This window comes from Marinobacter salarius (assembly GCF_032922745.1).
GTDB lineage: Bacteria > Pseudomonadota > Gammaproteobacteria > Pseudomonadales > Oleiphilaceae > Marinobacter.
Genome location: NZ_CP136693.1, coordinates 3,528,154 through 3,553,267, shown reverse-complemented (window position 1 = coordinate 3,553,267; position 25,114 = coordinate 3,528,154). Strand labels below are relative to the sequence as shown.

Genomic DNA, 25,114 nt, shown 5'->3' with positions numbered 1-25,114 from the left:
TTTTGCGGAAAATTGGTACTGTTGAGCCAGATACGCTGTATGTCTCGTCTAGGGCGCCAGCGCTTTCACCTTACGACGGAATGCCTAGCTTCTTTATCCTCATGATTTTGGGGCTAATAATTGGAATGGAATTTTTCGAACAAAGCCAGGCTCTTGGTCTTGTAATTATCTGCACATTTGGCGGGGTAGGAGCATGGCTTTGGCGTCGCCCTAGGCCGCTTTATCGGTGTGCAAAGTGCAACAGTGAGTACACGGGCAGCGCTGTACTAGCGAGGTTCCATCGCTAATCCACATAACCAGTCAATCAAGTTCGTTCTGCACTTCCCCCACTTCAATAGACACGCATCGATAACTCCGACTGAGGAGAAAAACGATGCCTGCTATCAAGACCGGCAAGAAAACCGAGAAGTACACCACCGAGTTCAAAGTTAAAGCCGTTGAGTGGAGCCACCAGGCCCACCGCAGTGTCAAAAGCGTTGCCGAAGCGCTGGATATTCATCCCTTTATGCTGTCACGCTGGCGTAAGGAGCACCGTGAGGGGAGATTCGCCATGAAACGGGTTAAGCGAGCGCCAGCTGAAGCCAAAAAGAAAATCAGTGAACAGGACGAGATCAACCGATTGAAGCGACAAATCGCCGAGCTTCAAGAGGAGAACGACGTTCTAAAAAAGTTTCAACGTTTTCAGGCCGAGGAACGACAGAAGCGTTCCGGTTCGTCTGGAAACACCGACGACAACACGGCGTAAAGGCCCTGTGTCGCCATCTGAACATCTCGCGCTCCGGTTACTACGCCTGGGCGAACCGCAAGCCCGGCAAACGGGCTGCTGAAAACGCTGACCTGTTGCTCCGTATACGACGGATTTTCAATGAAAGTGAAGGTCGCTATGGCAGCCCAAAGGTGTATCGAACCCTTAAGAGCCAAGGCATTCGGGTGGGCGAGAATCGCGTTGCTCGACTGATGCGGGTTTGGGGCATGAAGGCCCGCACCCACAGAATCTATCGACGCTTACTCACCCGAAGGGCGGTCCTCAAGGCTTGGCCGAACTACCGTCTGGCAATGGCGAAACCCGTGGCCATCAACCAGCAATGGAGCAGCGATGTCACCTACATCAAAATGGGCCGGAAGAACGTGTTTCTGGCGGTGGTGCTGGACTTGTTTTCCCGTCGCATTGTTGGGTGGAAGCTCGAAGCGAGCCTGAGCGGTGACCTGTCTTGTGGGGCCCTCAAGCAGGCCATGGCCGACCGATCACCGTCGCCAGGGCTCCTGCTGCACACTGACCGAGGAACCGAATTCAGAGCCCTCAAAATGCGTAATATGCTCACCCGCCATCAGGTGGTTCATAGCATGAGCCGTCCAGGATATTGTACTGATAATGCCGAGGTGGAATCGTTCTTCAAAAGCTTGAAAGGAGAACTGCTGCACGCAACCAGCTTTGTCACGCTTCGCCAATTAAGACATCATATAAAACACTATATTGAGCGCTTCTATAACACCCGACGGCTGCACAGCAGCCTTGGTTACCGGACTCCGCTGGAGTTCGAGGGAGCTAACTGATGGAGGCGTGTCTATTTGTTTGGGGGAATACCATTCCAGCCCTGGCGGGCTTCCACCGGACGCGCTAAAGCGCGCCGCTTATTATCGGCGTTATATGCTTGAACAAAGATACTCTTATCAAATATTCAGTTGACATTGAATTACTCCTTAATCAAAATGAGCGAATGCATACAAATTCTACGAAACAGGCAGTTCGAATTATCATCATTCCATAGGAATGGTGGGATTGTTGATGCGTCACTAATTTATCAAACCCGCCCAAGAGGCGGGTTTTCTATTTCTGCCTCTGGGTAATAGTCCTTGGAGGAACTAGAATGAAAAAAGTAGCAGTCTTCGGTAAGCCAGCTAATGGGAAATCCACTTTAAGCAAAAGACTTGCATCAGCTACCGGAATAAAATTGTATGCTTTGGATTCAATTTTATATGAACAGAATGGCCAAGAGATAGATAGGGAAAGCTATGAAGAGGCTCACGAGAACATTCTCTCCTCCGAAGAGTGGATTATTGAAGGCTTTGGCCCAATAAATTCATTGAATTCTTTCCATAGGCGCTTGGAAGAAGCCGACACTCTTATCTACATAGAGTTGCCCTACTTGGTCACCTATTGGTTAGTGACCAAGCGGCTCATTAAAGGGTTAGTTAAAAAACCAGAAGGTTGGCCTGATGGGAGTTCTGTATTAAAGGGGACACTTAATAGCTACAAGGTATTAAAGCTTTGCCCTAAATTTTGGAACAAGGAGTTCTTGCAAAAGCTGGAAAAACTATCGGCAAACAAGACACTGTATGTCATTCGGTCGATTTCTGAGTTAAATAGCTTTGTTGAGAAAAATGTGCAATAAATCGCATATAACAAGCACATTAAAAATCGCCCACAAAAAACGTGGGCTGGACTCGCTGACGCTCGCCTTTTATGTGGGCGTTAGGCAATAAGGATAGTAGATGGATTTTCTCAATCGTCACGTTTGGTTAAAAAGAGCATTGATGCTTTTGGCAATTTTAGTAGCAACACCATTTGCCGGTTACCTGCTGCTGTTCGTTGAGGTGGCAGGCTTAGAGGTGGCATTTGCTTGTTTGCTCATCATGCTCAAGCCTTTTCTTACCTGGGCGCAGTTTCAAATGGACATAATTAGGGCCACATTTAAGGCCATAGCAAACAATTTTCATAAGCACCTTGCCAGCCGCCCAACGGTATATTTTTCTCATGCTGCTGGTAGTGCAGCATTTTTTGCAATTACGGGTGTTATGTTTGTATCGGTTGCAGTTTGGCTGCCTCTATTCATGGTTGGTGCGCAGTATGCCTAACAATACGCATCACTCGCGGCCTGCGGCCGCTGGGATGCCAACCGCTGCGCGGTCGTCACCCGTGTGCTTTGCGTTATATTTTTGGGGAGTAAGGTTTGTCAGAGGATCTGTCCACAATTAAGCAGAAACTGATCGGATGTAGTGTCTTTTTAGTTTTCGCTGCTGCTCTATCATTCGTTGCCTTGGTTTGGCCGGATATTTCTCCAGCTCGGGACACATTTGGTGCTTGGTTTCAACGCAGCGGTTCGGTAATGGTTATCGGGGCGATTTGGGTGGAATTCATCTTGTTCAAGATTAACCCCTTTATAAATCCTTCCGAGTCCGCTTACGCGGTACCGTTTGAGGTGCCGCCGGTGTATCGAAAGTGGTTTAAAGCCTTGTCAGGCGCTGCGGTAGTTTTCGCTCTTCTTGGCACCATTATTTGGGGGTATGGGGATCTATTTTTTATCGAGGATAGCAACGAAAATAGTTTGGAATTCACATTTTCAAGCCTCCCTCTGGCTGAGATATCCAACGCGTTACTCACGCCAGTTATCGCATTCTTGGCTGCGTACATAGCATGGCGGCAGTGGAAAACAGCACAGAATAGATTGAAGCTAGATCTTTTTGAGCGAAGATTTTCAGTATACGACGCAACAAAAGGTCTCATTGTTTCAATCATGCAGACCGGAAAAGCTACCGACGAAAATATGTTTAAATTCTTGGCAGCCACCAAAGAAGCAAAATGGCTTTTTGACGATCAGATTGCATCCTACTTGGACGAGAAAATCTGGGAGAAAGTTGTGGACCTTCAAACCCTCAACTCTGAGCTGGAGGGACTGCCCCAAGGAACGGAGAGAACAGAAAATATCCATAAGCAGAGGGATATCAAGATCTGGCTAAATTCCCAGCTAAAAGAAATTGATAGGCTGTTCTCAAAGTTCCTTCGGATCGAACATTAATATAACCAGTGGCAGCAGTCGGAACGTTTTTCCGCTCCTGCGTCGCTCCAAAACGTCCGCTGTGCCAAGCGTTATTGGCCCGGCATTCGTGAGTTTTTAGCAGGTGCGGTGCAAAGGCCTTGGCACTGGACTTGGTTGTAAAGCCCGCTCACTCTGGTGATCGCCAAGGCCGGAAAATTCGCTGTCTGGTTTGGTTGCCACAGTGGTCAGCGGTGTTGGTATTCATGGTGTGCCCCAGTTGTGGGGCCGTCCGTCATAAACGGTAGTTGGGCCGGCAGATTTTGCGTTCTGGTTCCTTTCGCCATCCGTCGAGTTGGTGCAAGCTGTCCGGGAGAGGGCATGCGGCCTAGGTGTCAGGCTCAACCACGGTGGTGAACGGCCATTAACCAGGCGGTCAACCGGACGCCAAAAGCGTACCGCTTTTGGTTCCCTCCGCTATCGCTCCGGCGCCGGTTACCTCAGCGTTATACGTAAAAGAAGAATCGAGCATGTCTACCAGACAACCACAATTTGAAGAGATAGTGTAGTGGCATAGTGACTTTGGCCACCTGATTTTGAGTGTATGATCACTCACATAATGAATCAGGTGAAGACGATGGCGAAAACTAGAAACTTCAGTCCGGAATTCCGTTTGGAGGCAGCCCAACTGGTGGTCGACCAAGGATACACAGTGAAAGCTGCCTGCGATGCCATGGGTGTCGGTAAATCCACCATGGAGTACTGGGTCCGTAAACTTCGTTCCGAACGGGCTGGCAAAGCGCCCAGAGGCGAGGCCCTGACCACAGAGCAGCGTGAGATTCAGGAACTGAAGCGCCGCCTTCGTCGGTCGGAGGAAGAAAAGGAAATCTTAAAAAAGGCTACCGCTCTCTTGATGTCGGACTCCCTGAGCAATTCTCGATAATCGAGCGACTTGAAGAGAGCTATACGGTGCAGCGCCTGTGTCGGGTGTTTGGGGTGCATCGCAGCAGCTACCGGGCATGGCGTGACCGGGATAGAACGCCCTGTGACGCTGAGCAAGCACTCCAAGAGCAGGTTATTGAGGCCCACGAGACCAGCAATGGTTCAGCCGGGGCACGGACGATTGCCAGCATGGTGACACAGGCCGGAATACCGCTGAGCCGTTACCGAGCCAGCCGACGGATGAAGCAGCTGGGACTGGTCAGTACGCAGCCGCCAAGCCACGTTTACAAGAAGGCCGATCAGCCGCACCTGGATATTCCGAATCTTCTTGACAGGGAGTTCGACGTAGAGGAACCCAATCAAGTATGGACCGGAGACATCACCTATCTTTGGACCGGTGCGCGCTGGGCTTATCTAGCTGTTGTGATCGATTTGTTTTCCCGTAAACCGGTGGGCTGGGCCATATCCCTATCACCGAATACGGATCTGGTGAAGAAGGCGCTGACGATTGCGTATGAATCCCGTGGGAAGCCATCAGGAGTCATGTTCCACTCGGATCAGGGATGTCAGTACACAAGCCTGAGGTTCCGGCAGTTGTTATGGAGCTACCAGATGAAACAGAGCCTCAGCCGACGGGGGAATTGCTGGGATAATGCCCCGACAGAGCGCTTCTTCCGGAGTCTGAAAACAGAATGGGTGCCGGAAATCGGGTATCCATGCTTTGCCGCGGCGAAGCAATCGGTCACGGATTACATGATCGGCTATTACAGTGCGCTGCGACCGCACAAACACAACAGTGGATTGCCGCCGAATGCGGCAGAGAAGGCCTACTGGAAAACTCAAAAGACGGTGGTCTATAACACTTGACCACTACAATAGTTGATCAGCTAAGTAAAGCTGTGCCTATCTTGAAATCTGAGGGTTTAGATGGCTCGGTTAAAGATACTGAGAAACTGATTAGTCGCATTCAAGGTATGGGCAGCATCATCCCATCACACAAGAATGGCCTTTACTCCATTCTTCGCATGATGCTCGAGTCAAATACTTACTATGACTCAAAAGCTGGCGAGTGCTTGGACCAAGCATTTGTCCTGATGAAAGAGGCCTTGGGTGAAAACGTATAACCAGGCGGTCAACCGGACGCCAAAAGCGGGGCGCTTTTGGTTCCCTCCGCTGCGCTCCGGCGCCGGTTACCGCAGGCGTTATACAGACTAAGGAGAGTCAGGTTTGGAGTTAACCAACGTAGTCCCATGGGGTCGGTCTTTTGAAGAATATCAGGCAATGTTCGGATTAACCGAGGGTGACCTGAGCAAGCGAATCCTTGGTTGTGGTGATGGCCCCGCGAGCTTCAATGTCGAGGCAACAGACCGTGGGTTCCAAGTCACTTCTTGTGATCCGGTTTACCAGTTTCGGGCTGACGAAATACGTCGCCGGATTGACGACGTGTATCCGGAAATCATGACTAAGATGCGGCAGGGGGTAGGCAACTATATCTGGGATTCACTGAGTAGCGTCGAGCAGCTTGGCGAGGTCCGTATGAAGGCCATGTCGAGGTTCCTGTCCGACTTTGATGCGGGTTGCCGGCAAGGGCGGTATGTATCAGCATCGTTGCCTTCGCTTCCGTTTTCTGACTCCGAATTCGATTTAGCAGTCTGCTCACACTACCTTTTTCTCTACAGTGACCATGTAGATGGCGCGGCTCACTTGGATTCAATGCGGGAGCTATGCAGAGTTGCCTCCGAAGTCCGCGTCTTTCCTGTTGTATCTCTGGACGGAGAGGCCTCGAAGCATTTGGATCAGGTTATGACGACATTATCCGCCAATGGGATTGATGTCTCATTGCAGCCTGTTAGCTACCGGTTTCAAAAAGGTGCCACCGAAATGTTGGTGGCGAAGTCTGTATAACCATGCCAGGCACGGCGACGCCTTTTTCGTTGCGGCTTCGCCTCCACTACAAAGGCGCGCATGCTGGCTGGCGTTATTGGCCCGGCATTCGTGAGTCTTTAGCAGGTGGGGTGCAAAGGCCTTGGCACCGGGATTGGTTGTAAGCCCGCTCACTCTGGTGATCGCCAAGGCCGGAAAAAGCGCTGTTTGGTTTGGTTGCCACAATGGCCAGCGGTGTCGGTATTTATGACGTGCCCCAGTCGCGGGGCCGTCCGTCTTAAATGGTAATCGGGTCGGCGGCTTTTGCGTTCTGGTTCCTGTCGCCATCCGTCGAGTTGGTGCAAGCTGTCCGGGGGAGGGCATGCGGTCTGGGTTTACAGGCTCAACCACGGTGGTGAACGGCCATTAACCAGGCGGTCAACCGGACACCAAAAGCGTACCGCTTTTGGTTCCCTCCGCTGCGCTCCGGCGCCGGTTACCTTCGCGTTATTGGCCCGGCATTTGTGAGTTTTTGGCGGGCGCGGGTGCGGTGCAAAGGCCTTGGCACCGGGTTTGGTTGCAACGCTCGTTCACTCTGGTGATCGCCAAGGCCGGAAAATTCGCTGTCTGGTTTGGTTGCCACAATGGCCAGCGGTGTTGGTATTCATGGCGTGCCCCAGTTTTGGGGCCGTCCGTCTCAAACGGTAATCGGGCGGGTAGCCTTTGCGTTCTGGTTCCTTTCGCCATCCGTCGAGTTGGTGCAAGCTGTCCGGGAGAGGGCATGCGGTCTGGGTTTCCAGGCTCAACCACGGTGGTGAACGGCCATTAACCAGGCGGTCAACCGGACGCCAAAAGCGTACCGCTTTTGGTTCCCTCCGCTATCGCTCCGGCGCCGGTTACCTCAGCGTTATTGGCCCGGCATTCGTGAGTTTTTGGCAGGTGGGGTGCAAAGGCCTTGGCACCGGGATTGGTTGTAAGCCCGCTCACTCTGGTGATCGCCAAGGCCGGAAAATGCGCTGTCTGGTTTGGTTGCCACAATGGCCAGCAGTGTTGGTATTCATGACGTGCCCCAGTCGTGGGGCCGTCCGTCTTAAACGGTAATCGGGTCGGCGGCTTTTGCGTTCTGGTTCCTTTCGCCATCGGTCAAGTTGGTGCAAACTTTCCGGGAGAGGGCATGCTGCCTGGGTTTCCAGGCTTAACCATGGTGGTGAACGGCCATTAACCAGGCGGTCAACCGGACGCCAAAAGCGTACCGCTTTTGGTTCCCTCCGCTGCGCTCCGGCGCCGGTTACCTCAGCGTTATTGGCCCGGCATTCATGAGTTTTTTGCTGGTGCGGTGCAAAGGCCTTGGCACCGGGATTGGTTGTAAGCCCGCTCACTCTGGTGATCGCCAAGGCCGGAAAATTCGCTGTCTGGTTTGGTTGCCACAATGGCCAGCGGTGTTGGTATTCATGGCGTGCCCCAGTTGTGGGGTCGTCCGTCTTAAATGGTAATCGGGTCGGCGGCTTTTGCGTTCTGGTTCCTGTCGCCATCCGTCGAGTTGGTGCAAGCTGTCCGGGAGAGGGCATGCGGCCTGGGTGTCAGGCTCAACCACGGTGGTGAACGGCCATTAACAAGGCGGTCAACCGGACGCCAAAAGCGTACCGCTTTTGGTTCCCTCCGCTATCGCTCCGGCGCCGGTTACCTCAGCGTTAACTATTGGGAGTACGAGAATGGCATCAATTATCAAGAGACTAACTATTCTGGCGATTATAGGGGTGATTGTAACAGGTTGCGCTAGGTTTCAGTCTTATCAAGTTCCAAGGGCAACAGCTGACTACTCGCCAACCGTAAGTAGTGACCCAGAATTGATGACTTATTCAATAGATAAAAGCGCTACATACGGCCCGTTAGGAGTGTACGAAGAGTCTTTGATTTCTGCGATGAGACAATATGGTTGGCGCTTGAGGCAAAGCGAAGTTCCAAAAGACGGTGTTCCGCATATGTACGTGAACATAAACCTGAGCAAAGACCCTGCTGCTTTAATACCGGCAATAATAACCGGAGCAACACTATATGTAGTTCCATCATGGGAAACATCGGACTACAAGGTTACGGCACAAATTTTAAATGCTAGAGAGGATGAGTACTTTTACGAAGCAAAGGATAGGATTGTGCTTGTCCAGTGGCTGCCTATGATTCTAGCTTTCCCCGTGGCATATCCGTTCTCCGCAGAAGAAGAAACGTTAACGAGAATCTATGAAAATATTGCCATGAAAATAAATGAGGATGATGTATTAAAATAGTTAACAAATGCATCAAATTCGTTCCGGCCCGATGGGCCTCCACCGGACGGCTTTTTCTCCGCTTCGCTGCATAAAAGCCGCCGTTTATGCAGGCGTTAAATGTGGGGAAGATGACCTCGTATAACTATCCTGAACTCATACTTCAAAAGACCGCTGATCTTCCCAAGATCGTAGGTTTGTCGCTGGAGAAAGCGTTGGTTAACTACGTTGCAGATGAGTTCAATGTGCTCTATTTGAAAGCTGGTGGCCGCTGGTTCGCTGCTCAGCCTGAGATTGGTGGTGAGATTCTGGGATTTCACGAACTGGGAGCATCACCCAAAGAAAGACAAACTTCCGACGGCAGTGGCATTGTGAGTTTTGTTATGTTCGATCGGTTTATGGGAGCTCAGGTAACCGCTGTTCGGCAAATGGGTGAAGCCTGGAACGGACACGGTTTTGAGCTGAGCTTCGATGGGATCGTGGACCATACTCTGTTGGTGCAATCCATATTTACGGGGTCTGAGCCCGAAGATTATTCAGACTGTTTGCGGCTGGGGGTTGGAAGTTATGTGCATGTCGCGAATTGCATTTAACCAAACGCGTCACTCGGATGCCCTTTACGCCGCTCCGCTCTGTAAAGGCCACCGGTGCGCTCTGCGTTATAGCGCAATAGGTGTGCAGTGCTAGATTTCAAGATTCTCTATAGGCCAGGAAGTGAAAGTGGTGGATGTAAAGTTCATGAAAGCTTTTCCTGTGATTTCACGATAGATGGTAACTCCCTGCTAGAGACCATCATTCGTGCGGCTGGTGGTCACAAAGATTTTCTGGGGTGTTTCGCTCGCGGTTGGGCCAACCTAAACGAGCACAGTTTGAAGCAGCTCTTACTTAGAGAAAGCCCAGAAACAGAATCAGGCAGAAGCTTGATCTATATTTGTCCAGAATGTGCCGATATTGGTTGCGGGGCATACGGCTGTAAGATCACCAGATCCGGCGATACCTACGTGTGGAGCGATTTTGCATACGAAAATGGTTATGAAGAGCCCGACCTTATTGAGGGGCTTGGTCCGTTTGAATTCAGTGCTGATAATTATGAGAAAGTCATTGGCGAGGCATACGCGCTATAACAATCGCAGGCACAGCGACAAAGTTTCCGCTGCGCTCCAACTTTGCGCGTGCTGCGGGCGTTAGCTGGTAGTGCCCTGGTCTTTTTTGGTGGTTGGGTGCTGTTGGCCTTGGCCGAAACCGGGTAACAAAGCCTGAATCAATGGCGTTCTGCCAAGGCCGTCAAAGTCCGTCGTCTTGCTGGTAGCTCATCAGAGTTTGGTGTTGGTATGAAGGGGGGCGTTTGCGTTGCGGGGCTGTCCGCCGAAACCCGGTTCCTTGCTTACCTGCTACTCTGAAGTTCAGGTTCATTCGCCGCTTCGGTGGCGGTATTTTCAATCAAAGTGCATCGGCATATGTTGGTGCCAGGGCAGCGGAGCATGCCGTCGAGTTGTTAGCCAGGGATTGGTCTTCATCGTTACCCCCAGCTAACCAGTGCATCAAATGCGTTCCGGGCCGACGGCCCTCCACCGGACGGCTTTTACTCCGCTTCGCTGCGTAAAAGCCGCCGTTTATGCAGGCGTTAAAGGCCCAGGCTTCGTCGCTTTTGGGCTTGGTGTTCGGGCGCGGCTTGGCAGTAGTTTTCAGGCAAAACACAGCCGCCAGTCAGTCATCGGTTTTGGCGGGTAACTCGGTGTTCAGGTTGTGGGGCAATCCGGCGTAAATTTCGTGCATCATTTGCCCATACAGTGTTCCGTTTCCTAGCGCCATGGGTTGCGCTGGTGCAAAGTATCGGGAGTGGGCATTCCGCATTGGGTGCCGCAATAAATTGCCGGGGTAAACGGCATCTAACCAGGCGCATCAATTCGCGGCCCGGGGGCCGCCGGACGCCCTTTGCATTGCGGCTTCGCCTCCATTCCAAGGGCGCCGTTGTGCGCAGCGTTATTGGCCCGGCATTCGTGAGTTTTTAGCAAGTGGGGTGCAAAGGCCTTGGCACCGGGATTGGTTGTAAGCCCGCTCACTCTGGTGATCGCCAAGGCCGGAAAATGCGCTGTTTGGTTTGGTTGCCACAATGGCCAGCAGTGTTGGTATTCATGACGTGCCCCAGTCGTGGGGCCGTCCGTCTCAAATGGTAATCGGTTGGGTAGCGTTTGCGTTCTGGTTCCTTTCTCCATCCGTCGAGTTGGTGCAAGCTTTCCGGGAGAGGGCATGCGGCCTGGGTTTCCAGGCTTAACCATGGTGGTGAACGGCCATTAACCAGGCGGTCAACCGGACGCCAAAAGCGTACCGCTTTTGGTTCCCTCCGCTGCGCTTCGGCGCCGGTTACCTCAGCGTTATCACACAAGGAAGTGCATCAATGAAGCAAACGGGTAGTTGTCTCTGCGGAGGCATCCAATACGAAATTAACGGTCCACTGACCGACGTCCTGAACTGTCACTGCTCAATGTGCCGGAAGCTACACGCTTCAGCGTTCAGAACCCGAGCGAAGGTAAACTCTTCTGACTGGCATACTATTAAGGGTCAGGAGTTGATGAAGTTTTACGAATCTTCTCCGGGCGAGCATAAGGGCTTTTGCTCAAACTGCGGTTCCAGCCTCTACACAAAATTCGATGCACACCCCGGTATCTATGGTTTCCCACTCGGAACACTTGATACCGATCCGGGCTTAAAAGCAGAGCGCCACGTGTTCGTGGGCAGCAAGGCGCCCTGGTTCGAGATTACGGATGATCTGCCTCAGAATGCGGAGTACGACTGAGACAGTGATAACAAGCCGCGTCACTCGGACGGCCTTGTCAGGCCGCCGGTGCGCTCAGCGTTAATGGCCAAGGCCTCGGAAGGATTCAGTCAGTAAAGCAGGGAGTTGCTTTCAAATGTTTACCACCGTCCAATTCATCTCCCCGCAAAACACTGCAAAATCTGGAAGCTTCGTGTTCTGGTTCCTCGCGCCATGGGCTAGTGTGAGTGCAAGCTGTATGGCAGAGGGCATTCGGGTTTGGGTGCCAGGGATCAATCGCCGGGTAACTGGCTATTAACAAGGCGCATCAGTACGCGGCCGATGGCCGCCGGACGCCCCAGTCGGGGCGCCGCTGTGCTCAGCGTTAGCTGGTAGTGCTTTGGATGTTTTTGGGTGCTTCGGTGCCACGGGGCCTTGGCCTCAAATGGGCAGCAAACCTGTAGTGGTCAAGTGTTATAGACCACCGTCTTTTGAGTTTTCCAGTAGGCCTTCTCTGCCGCATTCGGCGGCAATCCACTGTTGTGTTTGTGCGGTCGCAGCGCACTGTAATAGCCGATCATGTAATCCGTGACCGATTGCTTCGCCGCGGCAAAGCATGGATACCCGATTTCCGGCACCCATTCTGTTTTCAGACTCCGGAAGAAGCGCTCTGTCGGGGCATTATCCCAGCAATTCCCCCGTCGGCTGAGGCTCTGTTTCATCTGGTAGCTCCATAACAACTGCCGGAACCTCAGGCTTGTGTACTGACATCCCTGATCCGAGTGGAACATGACTCCTGATGGCTTCCCACGGGATTCATACGCAATCGTCAGCGCCTTCTTCACCAGATCCGTATTCGGTGATAGGGATATGGCCCAGCCCACCGGTTTACGGGAAAACAAATCGATCACAACAGCTAGATAAGCCCAGCGCGCACCGGTCCAAAGATAGGTGATGTCTCCGGTCCATACTTGATTGGGTTCCTCTACGTCGAACTCCCTGTCAAGAAGATTCGGAATATCCAGGTGCGGCTGATCGGCCTTCTTGTAAACGTGGCTTGGCGGCTGCGTACTGACCAGTCCCAGCTGCTTCATCCGTCGGCTGGCTCGGTAACGGCTCAGCGGTATTCCGGCCTGTGTCACCATGCTGGCAATCGTCCGTGCCCCGGCTGAACCATTGCTGGTCTCGTGGGCCTCAATAACCTGCTCTTGGAGTGCTTGCTCAGCGTCACAGGGCGTTCTATCCCGGTCACGCCATGCCCGGTAGCTGCTGCGATGCACCCCAAACACCCGACACAGGCGCTGCACCGTATAGCTCTCTTCAAGTCGCTCGATTATCGAGAATTGCTCAGGGAGTCCGACATCAAGAGAGCGGTAGCCTTTTTTAAGATTTCCTTTTCTTCCTCCGACCGACGAAGGCGGCGCTTCAGTTCCTGAATCTCACGCTGCTCTGTGGTCAGGGCCTCGCCTCTGGGCGCTTTGCCAGCCCGTTCGGAACGAAGTTTACGGACCCAGTACTCCATGGTGGATTTACCGACACCCATGGCATCGCAGGCAGCTTTCACTGTGTATCCTTGGTCGACCACCAGTTGGGCTGCCTCCAAACGGAATTCCGGACTGAAGTTTCTAGTTTTCGCCATCGTCTTCACCTGATTCATTATGTGAGTGATCATACACTCAAAATCAGGTGGCCAAAGTCACTATGCCACTACAAACCCGGTACTTTTAGAGCATCGCCAAGGCCGTCAAAACTCGCAGTCTTGCTGGCAGCTCAAACAGGTATTAGGCCGGTATAAAATTCAGTAGTCGCCGTGCGGGGCAATCCGCCGAAAACTGAATCTTGATCTGCTACTCTGAAGTTCAGGTTCATTCACCGCATCAAAGGCGGTGGTTTTAATCACGTTGCATTGGCAAGCGTCGGTGCAAGGGCAATGGAGCAGGCCGTGATGTTGGTTGCCAGGGAATGGTCTTCAAAGTTACCTCCAGCTAACCAGTCGCTTAAGGTTGTTCCCGGCCTGACGGCCGTCCACCGGACGCCCTTGTCAGGGCGCCGCTTAGCTTCGCGTTAATGGCCAAGGCCTCGGAAGGATTCAGTCAGTAAAGCAGGGAGTTGCTTTCAAATGTTTACCACCGTCCAATTCATCTCCCCGCAAAACACTGCAAAATCTGGAAGCTTCGTGTTCTGGTTCCTCGCGCCATGGGCTAGTGTGAGTGCAAGCTGTATGGCAGAGGGCATTCGGGTTTGGGTGCCAGGGATCAATCGCCGGGTAACTGGCTATTAACAAGGCGCATCAGTACGCGGCCGATGGCCGCCGGACGCCCCAGTCGGGGCGCCGCTGTGCTCAGCGTTAAATGGCTTCGAGAATGAGCAATGAAGTGTTCAAATTGTACGCAGGGGAAGAGATTACAATTCACTCGTCCCTAGACGCAGCAAAAATGGCAGCGAAGAAATATATGCCTGCGGAAAAGTACCTTCGTATAGAGGAAGTAGATGGTGAGCTTGGCGGTGATTGGTGGGCGTACGAATATGATAACGATCGCTGGGTGCCATCATAAATCTGCGAGCTGTCAGCCACTTAACCAGTCGCTGTAGTACGCGGCCGATGGCCGCCGGACGCCCTTTTCATTGCGGCTTCGCCTCCATTACAAGGGCGCCGCTAAGCTCAGCGTTAGTTGTTTCTATGAATCAGGAATTTATTAGTATTCTTCAACAAAGAACGGGGCAGTTGGCTATCGGTCGCTCTACCCTGCGTAACCAGGGCGCACCGGAAGTGATCGGTAGAGCGCGATCATTCCTGCAGGGTATCGAGCTATCTGAATTAAGGTCAGTCAGCACCAATGACCAGTATCTCCAATTTCTTGAGGATAGAACCTTAGAATTGTCTGAGTCGTTTCCATTGGGAGCAAAGGGAAACTGGGGCGCTGCGCGCAAGGTTTTGAATATCTTCTTCAGAGACTGTCTCTACAACGCTTATTTGAGCAAAGAATATTCAATCGAACGACTGAGGGGCTGGCTCGAGATCCCTCTTGATGGGGATGTGGCCCGGAACCTTTATGCCTTACACAAGTCCTCTCTGCCCAAGTGGCCAAATATCCGGCGTCTTACCCCAGACATCAGCTCAATTTACCAAGAGAAGGCGGCTGAAGAAGCTCAAAAAGTCGGCATCGCGAGGGTGGACTTGGATATTTATTACTGGCGAGATGGCCAATACACAACTAACCAATAGTTGCAGTTCGTTCCGGGCCTATCGGCCCTCCACCGGACAGCCTTGTCGCCGCTTCGCTCTGCCAAGGCTGCCGCTGAACAACGGCGTTAGGATGCCGCGTCATGACTAAAATGAATTCGATCGTTTTTTTGGCATCTTTCTTCTTGATTGCCTGTTCAGAACAGAGTCCAGTTGTTACGCAATGCGGTAGTCACTTTTCGGAGATGATCGAGAAGTTGCATCAGATCGAACAGGAGCTTGCCACAGATGATGTTTGCTTTGAGTGTATAAAAGAGAAGGTCAAAAAATCGAGGGGAATCTCAGATTTATCCCGAAAAATGACAGATTGTAGTATTGATGGCGCATATGACTTCAGAACCGATTCTTTGGTCAGTTCCGTCGACAAAAGGGTCGATAACATAATTTATGAGGTCGATTGGTTAGATAGGAACACAAATACCTCACGGTATTTCGAGGTCATCGAAGATAGAATTGACGAGCTGAAGCCGATGCTGAGAGAGATGATATCGCTCAGAGAGTCATGAAGTTAACCGAGTGGTCGAGCGGTGTTTCCTAACCAGTGCAGGCACGGCGACGCCCATTACATTGCGCCTTTGGCTCCATTCCATGGGCGCGCATGCTGCAAGCGTTAGGTGTTCACATTCGGGGCTGATCATTTCGCCAGGCAGTTATTGAGGGCAATGAATGACAAATCGTCAGCAGCGCTTTTTGGTGGCATTTGGGCTTGTCTTTGCTCTGCTTCTCACAACAATCGCCAGTGACAACATATTTGCTACAAGGGTCTCTGTTTGGGGTTTCATAATTTTGGTTAGCCTACTTTCACTTTCCAAAGAAAATTGGATCAGACCAGATAAGGCGCTTGAAACGTCAAAGTTTGCAAGGTGCTGGCTTGTGGTTTCTTTGGTCGTACAAATGGTGCTTGCCGTTCAGAGCCTCCGAGGAGGTCTTGATCTTAGTGGCTTTATTTCCAGTAACCCGGGAATGCTGTTTTTGGTTCTTTTTCTTCCAATGTATGGTGCGGTAATTGTGTCCGTCTTGGAACGCTTTAGGGAGCTTGGTTGAGGAATGCACCTAACCAATGCATTAAATACGTTCCGGCCCGATGGGCCTCCACCGGACGCCCTTGTCAGGGCGCCGTTTATGCAGGCGTTAATGGCCAAGGCCACGGAAGGGTTTAGGCAGTGAAGCAGGGAGTTGCTTTCAAATGTTTACCATCAGTCAGCTCTTCTCCCCGCAAAACACTGCAAAATCTGGAAGCTTTGTGTTCTGGTTCCTCGCGCCATGGGCTAGGGTGAGTGCAAGCTGTATGGCAGAGGGCATTCGGAATTTGGTGCCAGAGATCAAACGCCGGGTAACCGGCCATTAACAAGGCGCATCAGTACGCGGCCTGCGGCCGCCGGACGCCACTGTCGTGGCGCCGCTGTGCTCAGCGTTAGGCAAAATAGTGAGTGAATCTATTTCCATCGTAGTAGTTCTTTCTGGTCTAGTATCGGGTGGCATTCTCGGTAGCACTCTAGCCACAAATACGGAGAAAGAACGGCGCTATAGAGCCAGTAAATCGCTGTTTCTTAACAATAGTGCTTTAGGCGTCATGCTGAACAGCATTCTCTGGCTTCTGCTTTTGAGTGCTGTCTTCACATTTGTGGGAATGGGAATATTGATTGCAGGCGATGCGTACCCGCTCTCTCAAGCCGATAGATACGCTTTGGCTGCCTCATGGATACTCGGCATGTTCGTAGCGAAGTGGCTGAGATACCTATACTGGGTCAGCAATGCCTAACCATTGCAGGCACGGCGACGCCCATTACATTGCGCCTTCGGCTCCATTCCATGGGCGCGCATGCTGCAGGCGTTAAGTTTACATCGGGATCGGTCATGGATGAAAAAATACGAGCATCCTGGGAACGGACTCTTCACCCAGAAACCCTCAAAACCAACATCATCACAGCATCAATATTCTCGATGGCTTTCGAAATGCTGAAGAGCAGCATTGTAGAAAAGATCGAAGGTTTCTTTACGAACGGGTTTGATCAGGATGGACCGTTTATCAGCCCAGAGTACAAAGAAAAGGTCCTTTCCCTGAATAGAAGTCCCGTCTACGCGTCATTGAGGTGGCTGCAGGACATGGACGCCATCAATGATGAGGACATGGGGAAGTTTGAACACGTTAAAAAGTGCCGCAACACGCTGACACACGAAATGCTTTGTTTCGCGTCCAGTGGGGTAGATTTCAACGTTGCGGAAGCATTCGACGAAATGGTGGCGCTGTTACGAAAGATCGAAATGTGGTGGTTCGAGTATTTTGAAATGGCAATAGATCCGGAATCCCATCCAGACGATTTAGATCTGGATCAGGTGATTCTTGGGCCAGTCTGGAGTCTCCAAATGCTTGTAGATGTTGCGTTGGGACCAGAGGAAGAGGCTGAGAAGTATTATGATCTGTTTGTGGCAGCCGCAGACAAAACTTAACCAGTGGGTGAAGCCGACCGGTACTACGCTGCGCTCCGTCCCGGCGGCTTACCCAAGGCGTTATCACACAAGGAAGTGCATCAATGAAGCAAACGGGTAGTTGTCTCTGCGGAGGCATCCAATACGAAATTAACGGTCCACTGACCGACGTCCTGAACTGTCACTGCTCAATGTGCCGGAAGCTACACGCTTCAGCGTTCAGAACCCGAGCGAAGGTAAACTCTTCTGACTGGCATACTATTAAGGGTCAGGAGTTGATGAAGTTTTACGAATCTTCTCCGGGCGAGCATAAGGGCTTTTGCTCAAACTGCGGTTCCAGCCTCTACACAAAATTCGATGCACACCCCGGTATCTATGGTTTCCCACTCGGAACACTTGATACCGATCCGGGCTTAAAAGCAGAGCGCCACGTGTTCGTGGGCAGCAAGGCGCCCTGGTTCGAGATTACGGATGATCTGCCTCAGAATGCGGAGTACGACTGAGACAGTGATAACAAGCCGCGTCACTCGGACGGCCTTGTCAGGCCGCCGGTGCGCTCAGCGTTAGGCAGTAAAACTATGACAGACGAGAATGAGCAGTTTAACGCACATCAGGCCGACCTTCGGGGCCGTGCAGATTCATTGGTGCGAGCAATTTTCGTACTGGCCGGCGGTTCGCTGACCGTCTCTATCGGCTTCTTCAGTGGCTCTTCGCGTGCACTGCTATCTGAGGATCTCATTCCTATTCTGCAAGCATCCTGGTGGGGCCTCTTTATTTCCATCCTGAGTCTTGCCTCATCCCTCGTTGCGGTCATTGGTAGGGATTACGCCTTTGGAGAAAGGTGGCGGCAAAAAATAGATGGCAATCGGCACGATGCTCCAAATGGCCCTGGCTGGTGTGAATCGTTAATTTGGATTCTTGCAGCTATCGGCTTTGGTTGTTTTATTTTCGGCATGGTTGGGCTTGCGTATGTCGCATCTGCCACGGTGTCGAATGCCTAACCAGTGCAGGCACGGCGACGCCCACTACATTGCGCCTTCGGCTCCATTTCATGGGCGCGCATGCTGCAAGCGTTAGTGGCGGAGAGCCTCTGTCCCTGAGAATTTTAGAGAAGGTCTAGACACGTGTTTTCGACCGATATGTACAAAATGGTCAAATCGAGCGGTGAAAGCGTGTGCTTCGACCGTCCTATTTTACCCAACGCAATTATTTTTGGTGTGATTGGCTTGCTTGCCGCGTGTTTGATTTTTTTCGTTTGGGATGATCCAACCTTAGAGGCTTGGTTCTGGTTCGCAAGCATCGGTTTGGGGCTTATGGTATTCGGCCTTTTATATCTCTTAATTCCAGATAAGCGAATAACCTTGGAAGGGGATGGGTCGGTATTTGTACTGAAGGGTAAGCACTGGTTCGGAAAGCGAAACAGCGTAAGCGCCGTTAAATCGACCCGCTTGCCCTAATCGTATTGAGCCACTTTTTTCGAAGCCGGCAACTCGGCATTCCAGGGCAGCAACGCTTCGAGCTTCTCCAGCGTGTCGGACTCAGCAATGCGTTCCAACACATGGTGGATATAAGCTGAAGGCTCCAGGCCATTGGCCTTGGCGGTTTCGATGAGCGAATAGCAGGTGGCGCTGGCTTTCGCCCCTTGTGAGGTATCGGCGAAGAGCCAGGCTTTTCTGCCGAGGGCAAACGGGCGGATGGCGTTCTCGGCTCCGGCATTGCTGATCTTCAGGTCACCGCGCTCACAGTAGCCGACCAGGTAGTCCCATTGGTTCAGGGTGTAATCCATGGCCTGACGGGTAAGCAGGCCTTTCATCACCTTGGGGGCATTTTTCTCCAGCCAGGCTTTAAAGGCGTTCAACAACGGCAGACTCTTTTCCTGGCGAACCCGATATCGCTCCGCGTCGCTCAGATCCCGGGCGGCCTTTTCAATGGCGTACAGTTTGCGGATGTGGCTCAGGGCTACATCCGCCTTTGAGGGTTGGCCTTTTTTGCCTTTGGCCGGTGCCGCCCGGGACGCCTCCACGTACTTACGTCTCGCGTGATCCCAACATCCGATCCGCGTCAGCTTGTTCGTGGCACAGACCTGCCCATAGCCGGAATAGCCATCGGCTTGCAGAATGCCCTGGAAGTCATCCAGCAGACGCACCGGTACCTTGCCACCTCGTGATGGATCATACTCGAACAGAACCGAAGGTTTTCCCGGTGGACCACCCCGGGTGACCCACATCCATTTGTCGGATTGGGCGGTCTTACCGTCTTCCTTGAGCACCTGGATCCGGGTTTCATCGGCTTGCAGGTAATCACCGCTATTCTGGGTTTCCCGCATCAGGTTGATCAGCGGCTGGAAGACGTCATTCAGCCGGATGATCCAGTGAGCCATGCTGGTGCGACTCACTTCATGCCCCAGGCGCTGGAACATTTGTTCCTGACGGTACAACGGCAGACCGTCGGCATACTTGGAGGTAATGAGGTAAGCCAGCAGTGACGGGGTGGCGATGCACTTGCCCAGCGGGCGCGCCGGACGGGCAGCCGCAACAATGCGCTCTTCGCCGTCCTGCTCGAACACCGCCTTTTCCTGCCAGTACTCCAGCACTTTCAGTTGAGCGGGAATGTACTCCAGCTCTTCCTTCACCTTGGTGAAGAAGGTCTTGCTGGCACCGGCTTTCTCTTCGTCGCTGAGGGTTAATTCAATACGCTCACGCAGCAGCGTATCGGAGAAGCCACGTTGGCGGCGCTTGCGGGAACGGCGGGGCGTCTCTTCCTCTTCGACATCGTCCGGCAGCTCATCGCGCAGTTCATCAATCTCGACTTCCAGCTCGACCTCATCGAACAGCAGGATCTGATTGGGCAGCTTTTCACTGCTGGCGGCGAACTGCTGGATCTTCTTATGGCGCAGCAGTTCTTCGAGGATCTCGATGCGAGCGTCTCGTCGCTGGATGGCGTCTTCTTTGGAGGCGAGTTGCTGCTGAAGGCCGCTGATAACCGCCACCATCTCAGCGGTCGATAAACCGTTGAGATCCGGGGTTTTGAGGGCGTTATCAGGCGTTGATTTCATGGCGGAATTATAGCAAAAACAATGCCCTGGCACACCTAAAACGTAATGCAAAAAGGGCTATCCGACACTCTCATAGTGCAGGGTTTTATGGCCCCGCAACAGACTGATGTCGTAGCCGTCCAACAACCAGTTGATCTGTTCACCGGTCAGCGGCATCAGTTCATCCGCAGGCCCTGGCCACTTGAATTTCTCCTCGGCCAGGGCTTTGTAATAGAGCACAAAGCCGTTGTCTTCCCACATCAGGCATTTGATCTTGTTCCGCTGCCGGTTGGTGAAGGCGTAAAGTGCACCGGAGAATGGGCTGTGCCCCAGTTCCTGTTCCACCAGCAGGGCCAGGCCGTTGGCCTGCTTGCGGAAGTCGATGGGCTTTCGGTACAGATAGATCTCCGGCAGATCCCAGGAAGGGCGCAGATAGCGGTGACGCATCACAGCTGTCTCAAGACGGCACCCAGCAAATCGATATTACCGGCATGCAGACCGGTGATCGATACGCCGCCGGGCAGTGACACGGTCAAACCGACTCCTGTATCCGGAATCGGAGCCACACGAGCGAATCCGGATCGAGCTTGAACCGGTTCGCTGGATTCGACACGGCCGGTCAGCTTCTGCCGCCAGTAGACAAACCGATGATAAACAAGCGACTCTTGTTTGCAGTAGGCTGCACCGGACAGGCCCGAGGCCTGCCAGTCCGACAGCGTCTCTTGCCAGAACTGGTGTAAATCAGGGGTAGTCATCGGATTCCTCTTTAATGTGAAAGCAGGAATCAGTGTGGCGAAACTCGGGCGTCAGCTACAGGTGCGGATTTATTGGCGCTTACGAAACAGCAAATTCTCGTCTGATGGCGCAATGACAATCGTGAGGGTCACTGCGTCAGACGGCAACAGTGCTATGAACTATGTACTAGAGGTAAAAACCTTGGATGGCTTACGCTTCATGATGGGCTTTCATGGCTTTGGAAGTTTTAGTGAAGAGAAGCTTGAGGAGCTTGGTAAGCTTTTAGAGGAGAAATCCAGAGGTCGAGAGCTATCGTCAAATCTGGTGTTCAGAGACTTGATCAAGCAACATCCTGATTGTCTGTATCCACCTCGATTCCGTCTCTGAATTTAACCCCAGTGATGACCTTGCCCAGATAGTGGAAGCCGCGCTGACGGCGCCAGTTTTTCTGCGCACACTCCCCGAGCTTGAACATCATCTGCAACATGCCGTCCCGACTCAGGCAGCCCTTTGTTCTCTTGGTCCGGTGGCGGATGGTGCCGAAGGTCGACTCAATCGGATTGGTCGTCCTCAAGCTCTGCCAGTGCTGGGCCGGGAAATCATAAAAGGCCAACAGTTCTTCGCGATCCTTTTGCAGGCACTGGACGGCCTTTGGGTATTTGGCTTCAAATCGCTTCTCGAACCGATCGAAGGCGGTTTCGGCGTCCTCCTTGGTCTCCGCCTGCCAGATGTCGTGCAGGGCCGTCTTCATCTTGGACTGGACCGACTTGGGCACGCAGTTCAGCACATTGCCGGTCTTATGCATCCAACACCGTTGCTGACGTGTTTCGCCGTATACTTCCTCGAGTGCCGCCCAGAAGCCCATGGCGCCATCGCCAATGGCCAGGCTGGGCGCATTCAAGCCTCGCGCCTTGAGATCCAGCAACACTTCACGCCAGCTCTGTGTGGACTCGCGGACACCGTCCTCAATCGCCAAGAAGCGCTTCTCGCCGCGGTCATTCACACCGATCACGACCAGGGCGCACAGCTTGGCATCCTCGGCCCGCAAACCGCTGTAGATGCCGTCCGCCCACAGGTACACCCAACGGTCCCGGTCTAATCGACATTGGCGCCAGGCGTCATACTCCTGGGCCCACTGACGTTTCAGTCGGGCGACGGTGCTGGCCGACAAGCCCTTGGCCTCCGGGCCCACCAGAATCTCCAGCGCACTCTCCATCTCACCAGTCGACACCCCTTTGAGGTACAGCCAGGGCAACGCCGCTTCCAGCGAGCGGGTCTTGCGGACATACGGCGGAACCAAGGCCGACCGGAAGGTCACCGGGTGACCATCTTTTGCTCGCACCTTCGGTACTTTGACGGTGATCGGGCCAACCCCCGTTTGAATGGCTCGCTCAGGTTGATACCCATTGCGAACCACGGCCGCTCGACCATCCTCCAGCTTACGCCCTCCAACGGTGTCCATGAACTCAGACAACTCAGCTTCGACTGCCTGATGAATCAACTCCCGTGCGCCTCGACGCAGCAACTCGGTCAAAGGATCAACCGATTCCTCTCGACCTGATATCCCGACAACGTTACTCTTTCCCATGGCGGTGTACTCTTGGTTGGTTGACTGTTTGGCGACAACAAATCAACCAGATACGCCGCTTTCTTTCAAATCTTCAAACACCAGATTCAGTTATAACTCAGAGGTCGATTAGCATTGGTGCATTGATCGAGTTCGAATGATGAGCCAAATTTAGGCAATGTCGCTATACGCCACTAACCAGTCGGTCAACCGGACGTCAAAAGCGTACCGCTTTTGGTTCCCTCCGCTGTCGCTCCGGCGCCGGTTACCTCAGCGTTAGATTTAAAAGAATCAGGAGAGTACGTTGCCAATTGAGCCGTCTGATTATGCCCACAATGAAGCCTGGCTGCTTTTCCAATTGAACGAAGCACCGGTGATGACGGAGGCCGATGGAGATTTCAACGCTATGGCCATCATGGAGGTGGCAACGGGGATGATCTTTGGCATGGAGCTTGTTCAGGTAAGCATGTCTGGTTTGCCGGAATTCCTGTCACGGAAATTGTTGGCCGACGCTGAAGGCCAATCTGGCTCAAGACCCCAAAAATTGTTCATAGCGAATGAGTACCACGCGGATGATCTGGTCAAAGTCGCTGAGGCCATGGGGATTGAAGTTGAGCGAGTCCCGGCCAAAGATCTATCCGGCATAACACAGGAAGCGAGGGAAGGTTTCGCGGCCCATGTTTCAGGCGGTAGGATCCAATAAATCTAACCAAGTGTTCCAGTTCGTTCCGGGCCTGACGGCCCTCCACCGGATGCCCTTTTCGCTGCGCTACAAGGGCACCGCTGAACAACGGCGTTAGCACTCAATTGAGAGGTTTCAATGACACTTGGCGCTATCAATCACGTTGCACTCACGGTCAGCAATTTGCATGAAGCCGAATCGCTACTCACTCCGGTACTGCGCTTTTTAGGGTACGAGAAGGCAGAGCAATTGGAAGGATTATCCGTGTGGGTGTCTGGAGCCACTGGAACTGCTTTAAATCTCTGGCAAGCGAGCGACGAGTTGCAGGCTCATGAACACAAGCGTTATGCACCCGGATTACACCATCTCGCATTTAATGCAGCCTCGCGTGGTCAGGTAGATGACCTCTATGCTTTGCTCCGGGAACGCGGTGTCAAAGTGTTGGATGCTCCTGCAGAATACGATTACGCACCGGGATACTATGCCGTGTTCTTCGAGGGGCCGGACGGAATGAAGTTCGAACTTGCGCACATCCCAGGGTTGCAAGTCGAGTGAGTGCTAACAATGCGCTCCAGCCGACGTCAAAACCGCTGCGCGGTTTCGCCGCGGCTGAGCTCAAGCGTTATGTGTAAAAATGAACGAGGAGTTATCGATTACAATGATTGGCGCTGTGTCAGCACTTCTCGGTGCATTGATTGGGGGTGCCCTGTCGTACTTTTCGACTAAATCCATAAATACGAAGGAATGGGTGAGATCTATTGCCCGTGAAGAGATTCAGGATAGACGGCATTTATACTCTAGTTTCCTTGAAGAAATCAGCCGTCTTGAGATGAAGTCCCATAAGGAGAAAACGGGAGATATTTCTGAATTCGATAAAGTCGCTAACTTTATTGCTCAAATTGAGCTATTTGGAACCGAGGAAACGCTAAGTGCGGCAGGAAAACTGGCAGATCATGCACTAACTTCTCATGCGGCTAATTCTCAAGCTACTAGCAGTTATCCAGAGTTAAGGAAAAAATTCGTTAAAGCAGTTAGGGGTGAGATTGAAAGCCTCAAAGTCACATAACCAGTGCAGGCACGGCGACGCCCACTACATTGCGCCTTCGGCTTCATTCCGTGGGCGCGCATGCTGCAAGCGTTAAGTGCCTCGGAGGTTTCTATGAATTTTGGAATTCTCGTATTTGATCAGGTCGAGGAACTCGACTTTGTCGGGCCGTGGGAGATGCTCACGATGTGGCGGAAAAATGCCAACGGCCCAGCAAACTGCATCATTGTGGGACAATTGATGGAGCCAATCACTTGTGCAAAGGGCTTGTCTATTAACCCACATGCTTCGTTTGCTACCTGCCCCCCACTTGACTATTTGCTCATCCCAGGAGGCCAAGGCACGCGTATTGAGGTAAGCAATCCTGTGTTAATTGATTTCGTTGCCAATCAAGCAAGGAACTGTAAGGCCATTCTATCGGTCTGCACCGGTTCATTTGTGCTACATGCCGCGGGGCTTTTATCGGGAAAGAAAGCAACGACTCATTGGGGTTCTTTAGAGCGTTTGCGTGCACTTGGTGACGTAACAGTTGTTGAGCAACGGTATGTCCAAGACGGGAATATCTGGTCATCTGCTGGTGTCTCTGCTGGCACTGACCTTATGCTCGCATTTATTGCTAGCGTTGACGGTGAAGCCGCTGCTGGGACAGTGCAATTTGCTGCAGAGTATTATCCCTCTTCTATCAAATACGGTAGTTTTGAAAACCACGAACAAGCACCTGCATATATCAAAAGCACTTAACCAAGCGTTGCACCGGACGAGCCGGTGAACGCGGCGTTAAATTTTTTGGCGCACCCT

27 protein-coding genes and 1 pseudogene are annotated in these 25,114 nt (G+C 52.4%); 23 read left to right on the top strand and 5 right to left on the bottom strand.

Translation table 11 applies throughout. The features are described from left to right. Positions 1–373: 373 nt before the first annotated feature. The 11 genes and pseudogenes from R1T46_RS21645 to R1T46_RS16430 form a co-directional block, all read left to right on the top strand. Positions 374–625: pseudogene (locus tag R1T46_RS21645) on the top strand (transposase); the annotation flags it as partial. Continuing rightward, positions 619–1,554, top strand: a complete 936-nt coding sequence (locus tag R1T46_RS16475) for an IS3 family transposase (protein WP_410174133.1) — start codon at positions 619–621, stop codon at positions 1,552–1,554. The pseudogene R1T46_RS21645 and the gene R1T46_RS16475, both read left to right, overlap by 7 nt. Positions 1,555–1,868: 314 nt before the next feature. Beyond that, complete coding sequence (locus R1T46_RS16470; protein ID WP_213480187.1) at positions 1,869–2,393, top strand: adenylate kinase; 525 nt, start codon at positions 1,869–1,871, stop codon at positions 2,391–2,393. A gap of 100 nt (positions 2,394–2,493) precedes the next feature. After that, positions 2,494–2,856, top strand: coding sequence for a hypothetical protein (locus R1T46_RS16465; RefSeq protein ID WP_317306221.1), 363 nt, complete (start codon positions 2,494–2,496; stop codon positions 2,854–2,856). 95 nt (positions 2,857–2,951) lie between these two features. Then, positions 2,952–3,797 (top strand): hypothetical protein, encoded by an 846-nt coding sequence (locus tag R1T46_RS16460; RefSeq protein ID WP_317306220.1) that lies wholly within the window; start codon positions 2,952–2,954, stop codon positions 3,795–3,797. A gap of 595 nt (positions 3,798–4,392) precedes the next feature. Then, positions 4,393–5,564, top strand: a protein-coding gene (locus R1T46_RS16455; protein WP_317306215.1) for an IS3 family transposase whose coding sequence is annotated in 2 segments (ribosomal slippage) — positions 4,393–4,642 and positions 4,642–5,564 — 1,173 coding nt in all. Because the reading frame shifts where the segments join, the coding sequence is not laid out codon by codon here. A 360-nt stretch (positions 5,565–5,924) separates the two neighbouring features. Next, positions 5,925–6,602 carry a class I SAM-dependent methyltransferase gene (locus R1T46_RS16450; protein ID WP_317306219.1) on the top strand — a complete coding sequence of 226 codons (678 nt, stop codon included), beginning with the start codon at positions 5,925–5,927 and terminating at the stop codon, positions 6,600–6,602. 1,670 nt (positions 6,603–8,272) lie between these two features. Next, a complete protein-coding gene (locus tag R1T46_RS16445) occupies positions 8,273–8,845 on the top strand; it encodes a hypothetical protein (protein WP_317306218.1) in 573 nt (190 codons plus the stop codon). Positions 8,846–8,946: 101 nt separating this feature from the next. Further along, complete coding sequence (locus R1T46_RS16440; protein ID WP_317306217.1) at positions 8,947–9,417, top strand: hypothetical protein; 471 nt, start codon at positions 8,947–8,949, stop codon at positions 9,415–9,417. 87 nt (positions 9,418–9,504) lie between these two features. Then, positions 9,505–9,948 carry a hypothetical protein gene (locus R1T46_RS16435; protein ID WP_136632425.1) on the top strand — a complete coding sequence of 148 codons (444 nt, stop codon included), beginning with the start codon at positions 9,505–9,507 and terminating at the stop codon, positions 9,946–9,948. 1,274 nt (positions 9,949–11,222) lie between these two features. After that, a complete protein-coding gene (locus R1T46_RS16430; protein WP_317306210.1) occupies positions 11,223–11,621 on the top strand; it encodes a GFA family protein in 399 nt (132 codons plus the stop codon). Positions 11,622–12,046: 425 nt separating this feature from the next. On the opposite strand, the gene R1T46_RS16425 is transcribed toward R1T46_RS16430, so the two are convergent. Next, positions 12,047–13,218, bottom strand: a protein-coding gene (locus R1T46_RS16425; protein WP_317306215.1) for an IS3 family transposase whose coding sequence is annotated in 2 segments (ribosomal slippage) — positions 12,047–12,969 and positions 12,969–13,218 — 1,173 coding nt in all. Because the reading frame shifts where the segments join, the coding sequence is not laid out codon by codon here. A 1,041-nt stretch (positions 13,219–14,259) separates the two neighbouring features. Between R1T46_RS16425 and R1T46_RS16420 the strand changes: the two genes are divergently transcribed. The 8 genes from R1T46_RS16420 to R1T46_RS16385 all read left to right on the top strand — a co-directional run bounded on the left by R1T46_RS16420 (position 14,260) and on the right by R1T46_RS16385 (position 18,710). Beyond that, positions 14,260–14,805 carry a hypothetical protein gene (locus tag R1T46_RS16420; RefSeq protein ID WP_317306214.1) on the top strand — a complete coding sequence of 182 codons (546 nt, stop codon included), beginning with the start codon at positions 14,260–14,262 and terminating at the stop codon, positions 14,803–14,805. A gap of 101 nt (positions 14,806–14,906) precedes the next feature. After that, positions 14,907–15,329: a hypothetical protein gene (locus tag R1T46_RS16415; RefSeq protein WP_317306213.1), complete on the top strand. Its 423-nt coding sequence runs from the start codon at positions 14,907–14,909 to the stop codon at positions 15,327–15,329. Between the two features lie 160 nt (positions 15,330–15,489). Then, positions 15,490–15,867 carry a hypothetical protein gene (locus R1T46_RS16410; RefSeq protein WP_126810266.1) on the top strand — a complete coding sequence of 126 codons (378 nt, stop codon included), beginning with the start codon at positions 15,490–15,492 and terminating at the stop codon, positions 15,865–15,867. Positions 15,868–16,249: 382 nt separating this feature from the next. Beyond that, positions 16,250–16,585 carry a hypothetical protein gene (locus R1T46_RS16405; RefSeq protein ID WP_317306212.1) on the top strand — a complete coding sequence of 112 codons (336 nt, stop codon included), beginning with the start codon at positions 16,250–16,252 and terminating at the stop codon, positions 16,583–16,585. 95 nt (positions 16,586–16,680) lie between these two features. Continuing rightward, a complete protein-coding gene (locus tag R1T46_RS16400; RefSeq protein WP_317306211.1) occupies positions 16,681–17,274 on the top strand; it encodes a hypothetical protein in 594 nt (197 codons plus the stop codon). An 83-nt stretch (positions 17,275–17,357) separates the two neighbouring features. Further along, a complete protein-coding gene (locus R1T46_RS16395; protein WP_317306210.1) occupies positions 17,358–17,756 on the top strand; it encodes a GFA family protein in 399 nt (132 codons plus the stop codon). A gap of 75 nt (positions 17,757–17,831) precedes the next feature. Continuing rightward, a complete protein-coding gene (locus R1T46_RS16390; RefSeq protein ID WP_317306209.1) occupies positions 17,832–18,254 on the top strand; it encodes a hypothetical protein in 423 nt (140 codons plus the stop codon). A 123-nt stretch (positions 18,255–18,377) separates the two neighbouring features. Next, positions 18,378–18,710 (top strand): hypothetical protein, encoded by a 333-nt coding sequence (locus R1T46_RS16385; RefSeq protein ID WP_317306208.1) that lies wholly within the window; start codon positions 18,378–18,380, stop codon positions 18,708–18,710. Here the strand turns inward: R1T46_RS16385 and tnpC are convergent. The 4 genes from tnpC to R1T46_RS16365 all read right to left on the bottom strand — a co-directional run bounded on the left by tnpC (position 18,707) and on the right by R1T46_RS16365 (position 22,610). After that, positions 18,707–20,308 carry an IS66 family transposase gene (gene tnpC / locus R1T46_RS16380; RefSeq protein ID WP_106762036.1) on the bottom strand — a complete coding sequence of 534 codons (1,602 nt, stop codon included), beginning with the start codon at positions 20,306–20,308 and terminating at the stop codon, positions 18,707–18,709. The genes R1T46_RS16385 and tnpC overlap by 4 nt on opposite strands. Before the next feature lie 57 nt (positions 20,309–20,365). Beyond that, complete coding sequence (gene tnpB / locus R1T46_RS16375) at positions 20,366–20,734, bottom strand: IS66 family insertion sequence element accessory protein TnpB (protein ID WP_114435616.1); 369 nt, start codon at positions 20,732–20,734, stop codon at positions 20,366–20,368. Beyond that, positions 20,734–21,042: an IS66 family insertion sequence element accessory protein TnpA gene (gene tnpA, locus R1T46_RS16370; protein WP_317305974.1), complete on the bottom strand. Its 309-nt coding sequence runs from the start codon at positions 21,040–21,042 to the stop codon at positions 20,734–20,736. Before tnpA ends, tnpB begins: the two co-directional genes overlap by 1 nt. A 320-nt stretch (positions 21,043–21,362) precedes the next feature. Beyond that, entirely contained in the window at positions 21,363–22,610 is a 1,248-nt protein-coding gene (locus R1T46_RS16365) for an IS256 family transposase (RefSeq protein WP_041332453.1), read from the bottom strand. Between the two features lie 283 nt (positions 22,611–22,893). Between R1T46_RS16365 and R1T46_RS16360 the strand changes: the two genes are divergently transcribed. The 4 genes from R1T46_RS16360 (at position 22,894) to R1T46_RS16345 (ending at position 25,057) form a co-directional block, all read left to right on the top strand. After that, the gene (locus R1T46_RS16360) at positions 22,894–23,292 is read left to right on the top strand and encodes a DUF6930 domain-containing protein (protein ID WP_317306206.1); all 399 of its coding nucleotides are present in this window, start codon (positions 22,894–22,896) and stop codon (positions 23,290–23,292) included. Between the two features lie 117 nt (positions 23,293–23,409). Next, on the top strand, positions 23,410–23,826 hold the full coding sequence (locus R1T46_RS16355; protein ID WP_317306205.1) for a VOC family protein: 417 nt from the start codon (positions 23,410–23,412) through the stop codon (positions 23,824–23,826). A 79-nt stretch (positions 23,827–23,905) separates the two neighbouring features. Next, positions 23,906–24,337, top strand: a complete 432-nt coding sequence (locus tag R1T46_RS16350; protein WP_317306204.1) for a hypothetical protein — start codon at positions 23,906–23,908, stop codon at positions 24,335–24,337. A gap of 93 nt (positions 24,338–24,430) precedes the next feature. Then, entirely contained in the window at positions 24,431–25,057 is a 627-nt protein-coding gene (locus tag R1T46_RS16345) for a DJ-1/PfpI family protein (RefSeq protein WP_317306203.1), read from the top strand. Positions 25,058–25,114: the final 57 nt, after the last annotated feature.

Excerpts from the sequence above, each read along its gene's own strand:
- R1T46_RS16350 (WP_317306204.1), top strand. The coding sequence starts at position 23,906 with ATGAACGAGGAGTTATCGATTACAATGATTGGCGCTGTGTCAGCACTT.
- R1T46_RS16420 (WP_317306214.1), top strand. The coding sequence starts at position 14,260 with ATGAATCAGGAATTTATTAGTATTCTTCAACAAAGAACGGGGCAGTTG.
- R1T46_RS16430 (WP_317306210.1), top strand. The coding sequence starts at position 11,223 with ATGAAGCAAACGGGTAGTTGTCTCTGCGGAGGCATCCAATACGAAATT.
- R1T46_RS16465 (WP_317306221.1), top strand. The coding sequence starts at position 2,494 with ATGGATTTTCTCAATCGTCACGTTTGGTTAAAAAGAGCATTGATGCTT.
- tnpA (WP_317305974.1), bottom strand. The coding sequence starts at position 21,042 with ATGACTACCCCTGATTTACACCAGTTCTGGCAAGAGACGCTGTCGGAC.
- R1T46_RS16345 (WP_317306203.1), top strand. The coding sequence starts at position 24,431 with ATGAATTTTGGAATTCTCGTATTTGATCAGGTCGAGGAACTCGACTTT.
- R1T46_RS16365 (WP_041332453.1), bottom strand. The coding sequence starts at position 22,610 with ATGGGAAAGAGTAACGTTGTCGGGATATCAGGTCGAGAGGAATCGGTT.
- R1T46_RS16390 (WP_317306209.1), top strand. The coding sequence starts at position 17,832 with ATGACAGACGAGAATGAGCAGTTTAACGCACATCAGGCCGACCTTCGG.
- R1T46_RS16470 (WP_213480187.1), top strand. The coding sequence starts at position 1,869 with ATGAAAAAAGTAGCAGTCTTCGGTAAGCCAGCTAATGGGAAATCCACT.
- R1T46_RS16410 (WP_126810266.1), top strand. The coding sequence starts at position 15,490 with ATGACAAATCGTCAGCAGCGCTTTTTGGTGGCATTTGGGCTTGTCTTT.
- R1T46_RS16415 (WP_317306213.1), top strand. The coding sequence starts at position 14,907 with ATGACTAAAATGAATTCGATCGTTTTTTTGGCATCTTTCTTCTTGATT.
- R1T46_RS16445 (WP_317306218.1), top strand. The coding sequence starts at position 8,273 with ATGGCATCAATTATCAAGAGACTAACTATTCTGGCGATTATAGGGGTG.
- R1T46_RS16355 (WP_317306205.1), top strand. The coding sequence starts at position 23,410 with ATGACACTTGGCGCTATCAATCACGTTGCACTCACGGTCAGCAATTTG.
- tnpB (WP_114435616.1), bottom strand. The coding sequence starts at position 20,734 with ATGCGTCACCGCTATCTGCGCCCTTCCTGGGATCTGCCGGAGATCTAT.
- tnpC (WP_106762036.1), bottom strand. The coding sequence starts at position 20,308 with ATGAAATCAACGCCTGATAACGCCCTCAAAACCCCGGATCTCAACGGT.
- R1T46_RS16400 (WP_317306211.1), top strand. The coding sequence starts at position 16,681 with ATGGATGAAAAAATACGAGCATCCTGGGAACGGACTCTTCACCCAGAA.
- R1T46_RS16395 (WP_317306210.1), top strand. The coding sequence starts at position 17,358 with ATGAAGCAAACGGGTAGTTGTCTCTGCGGAGGCATCCAATACGAAATT.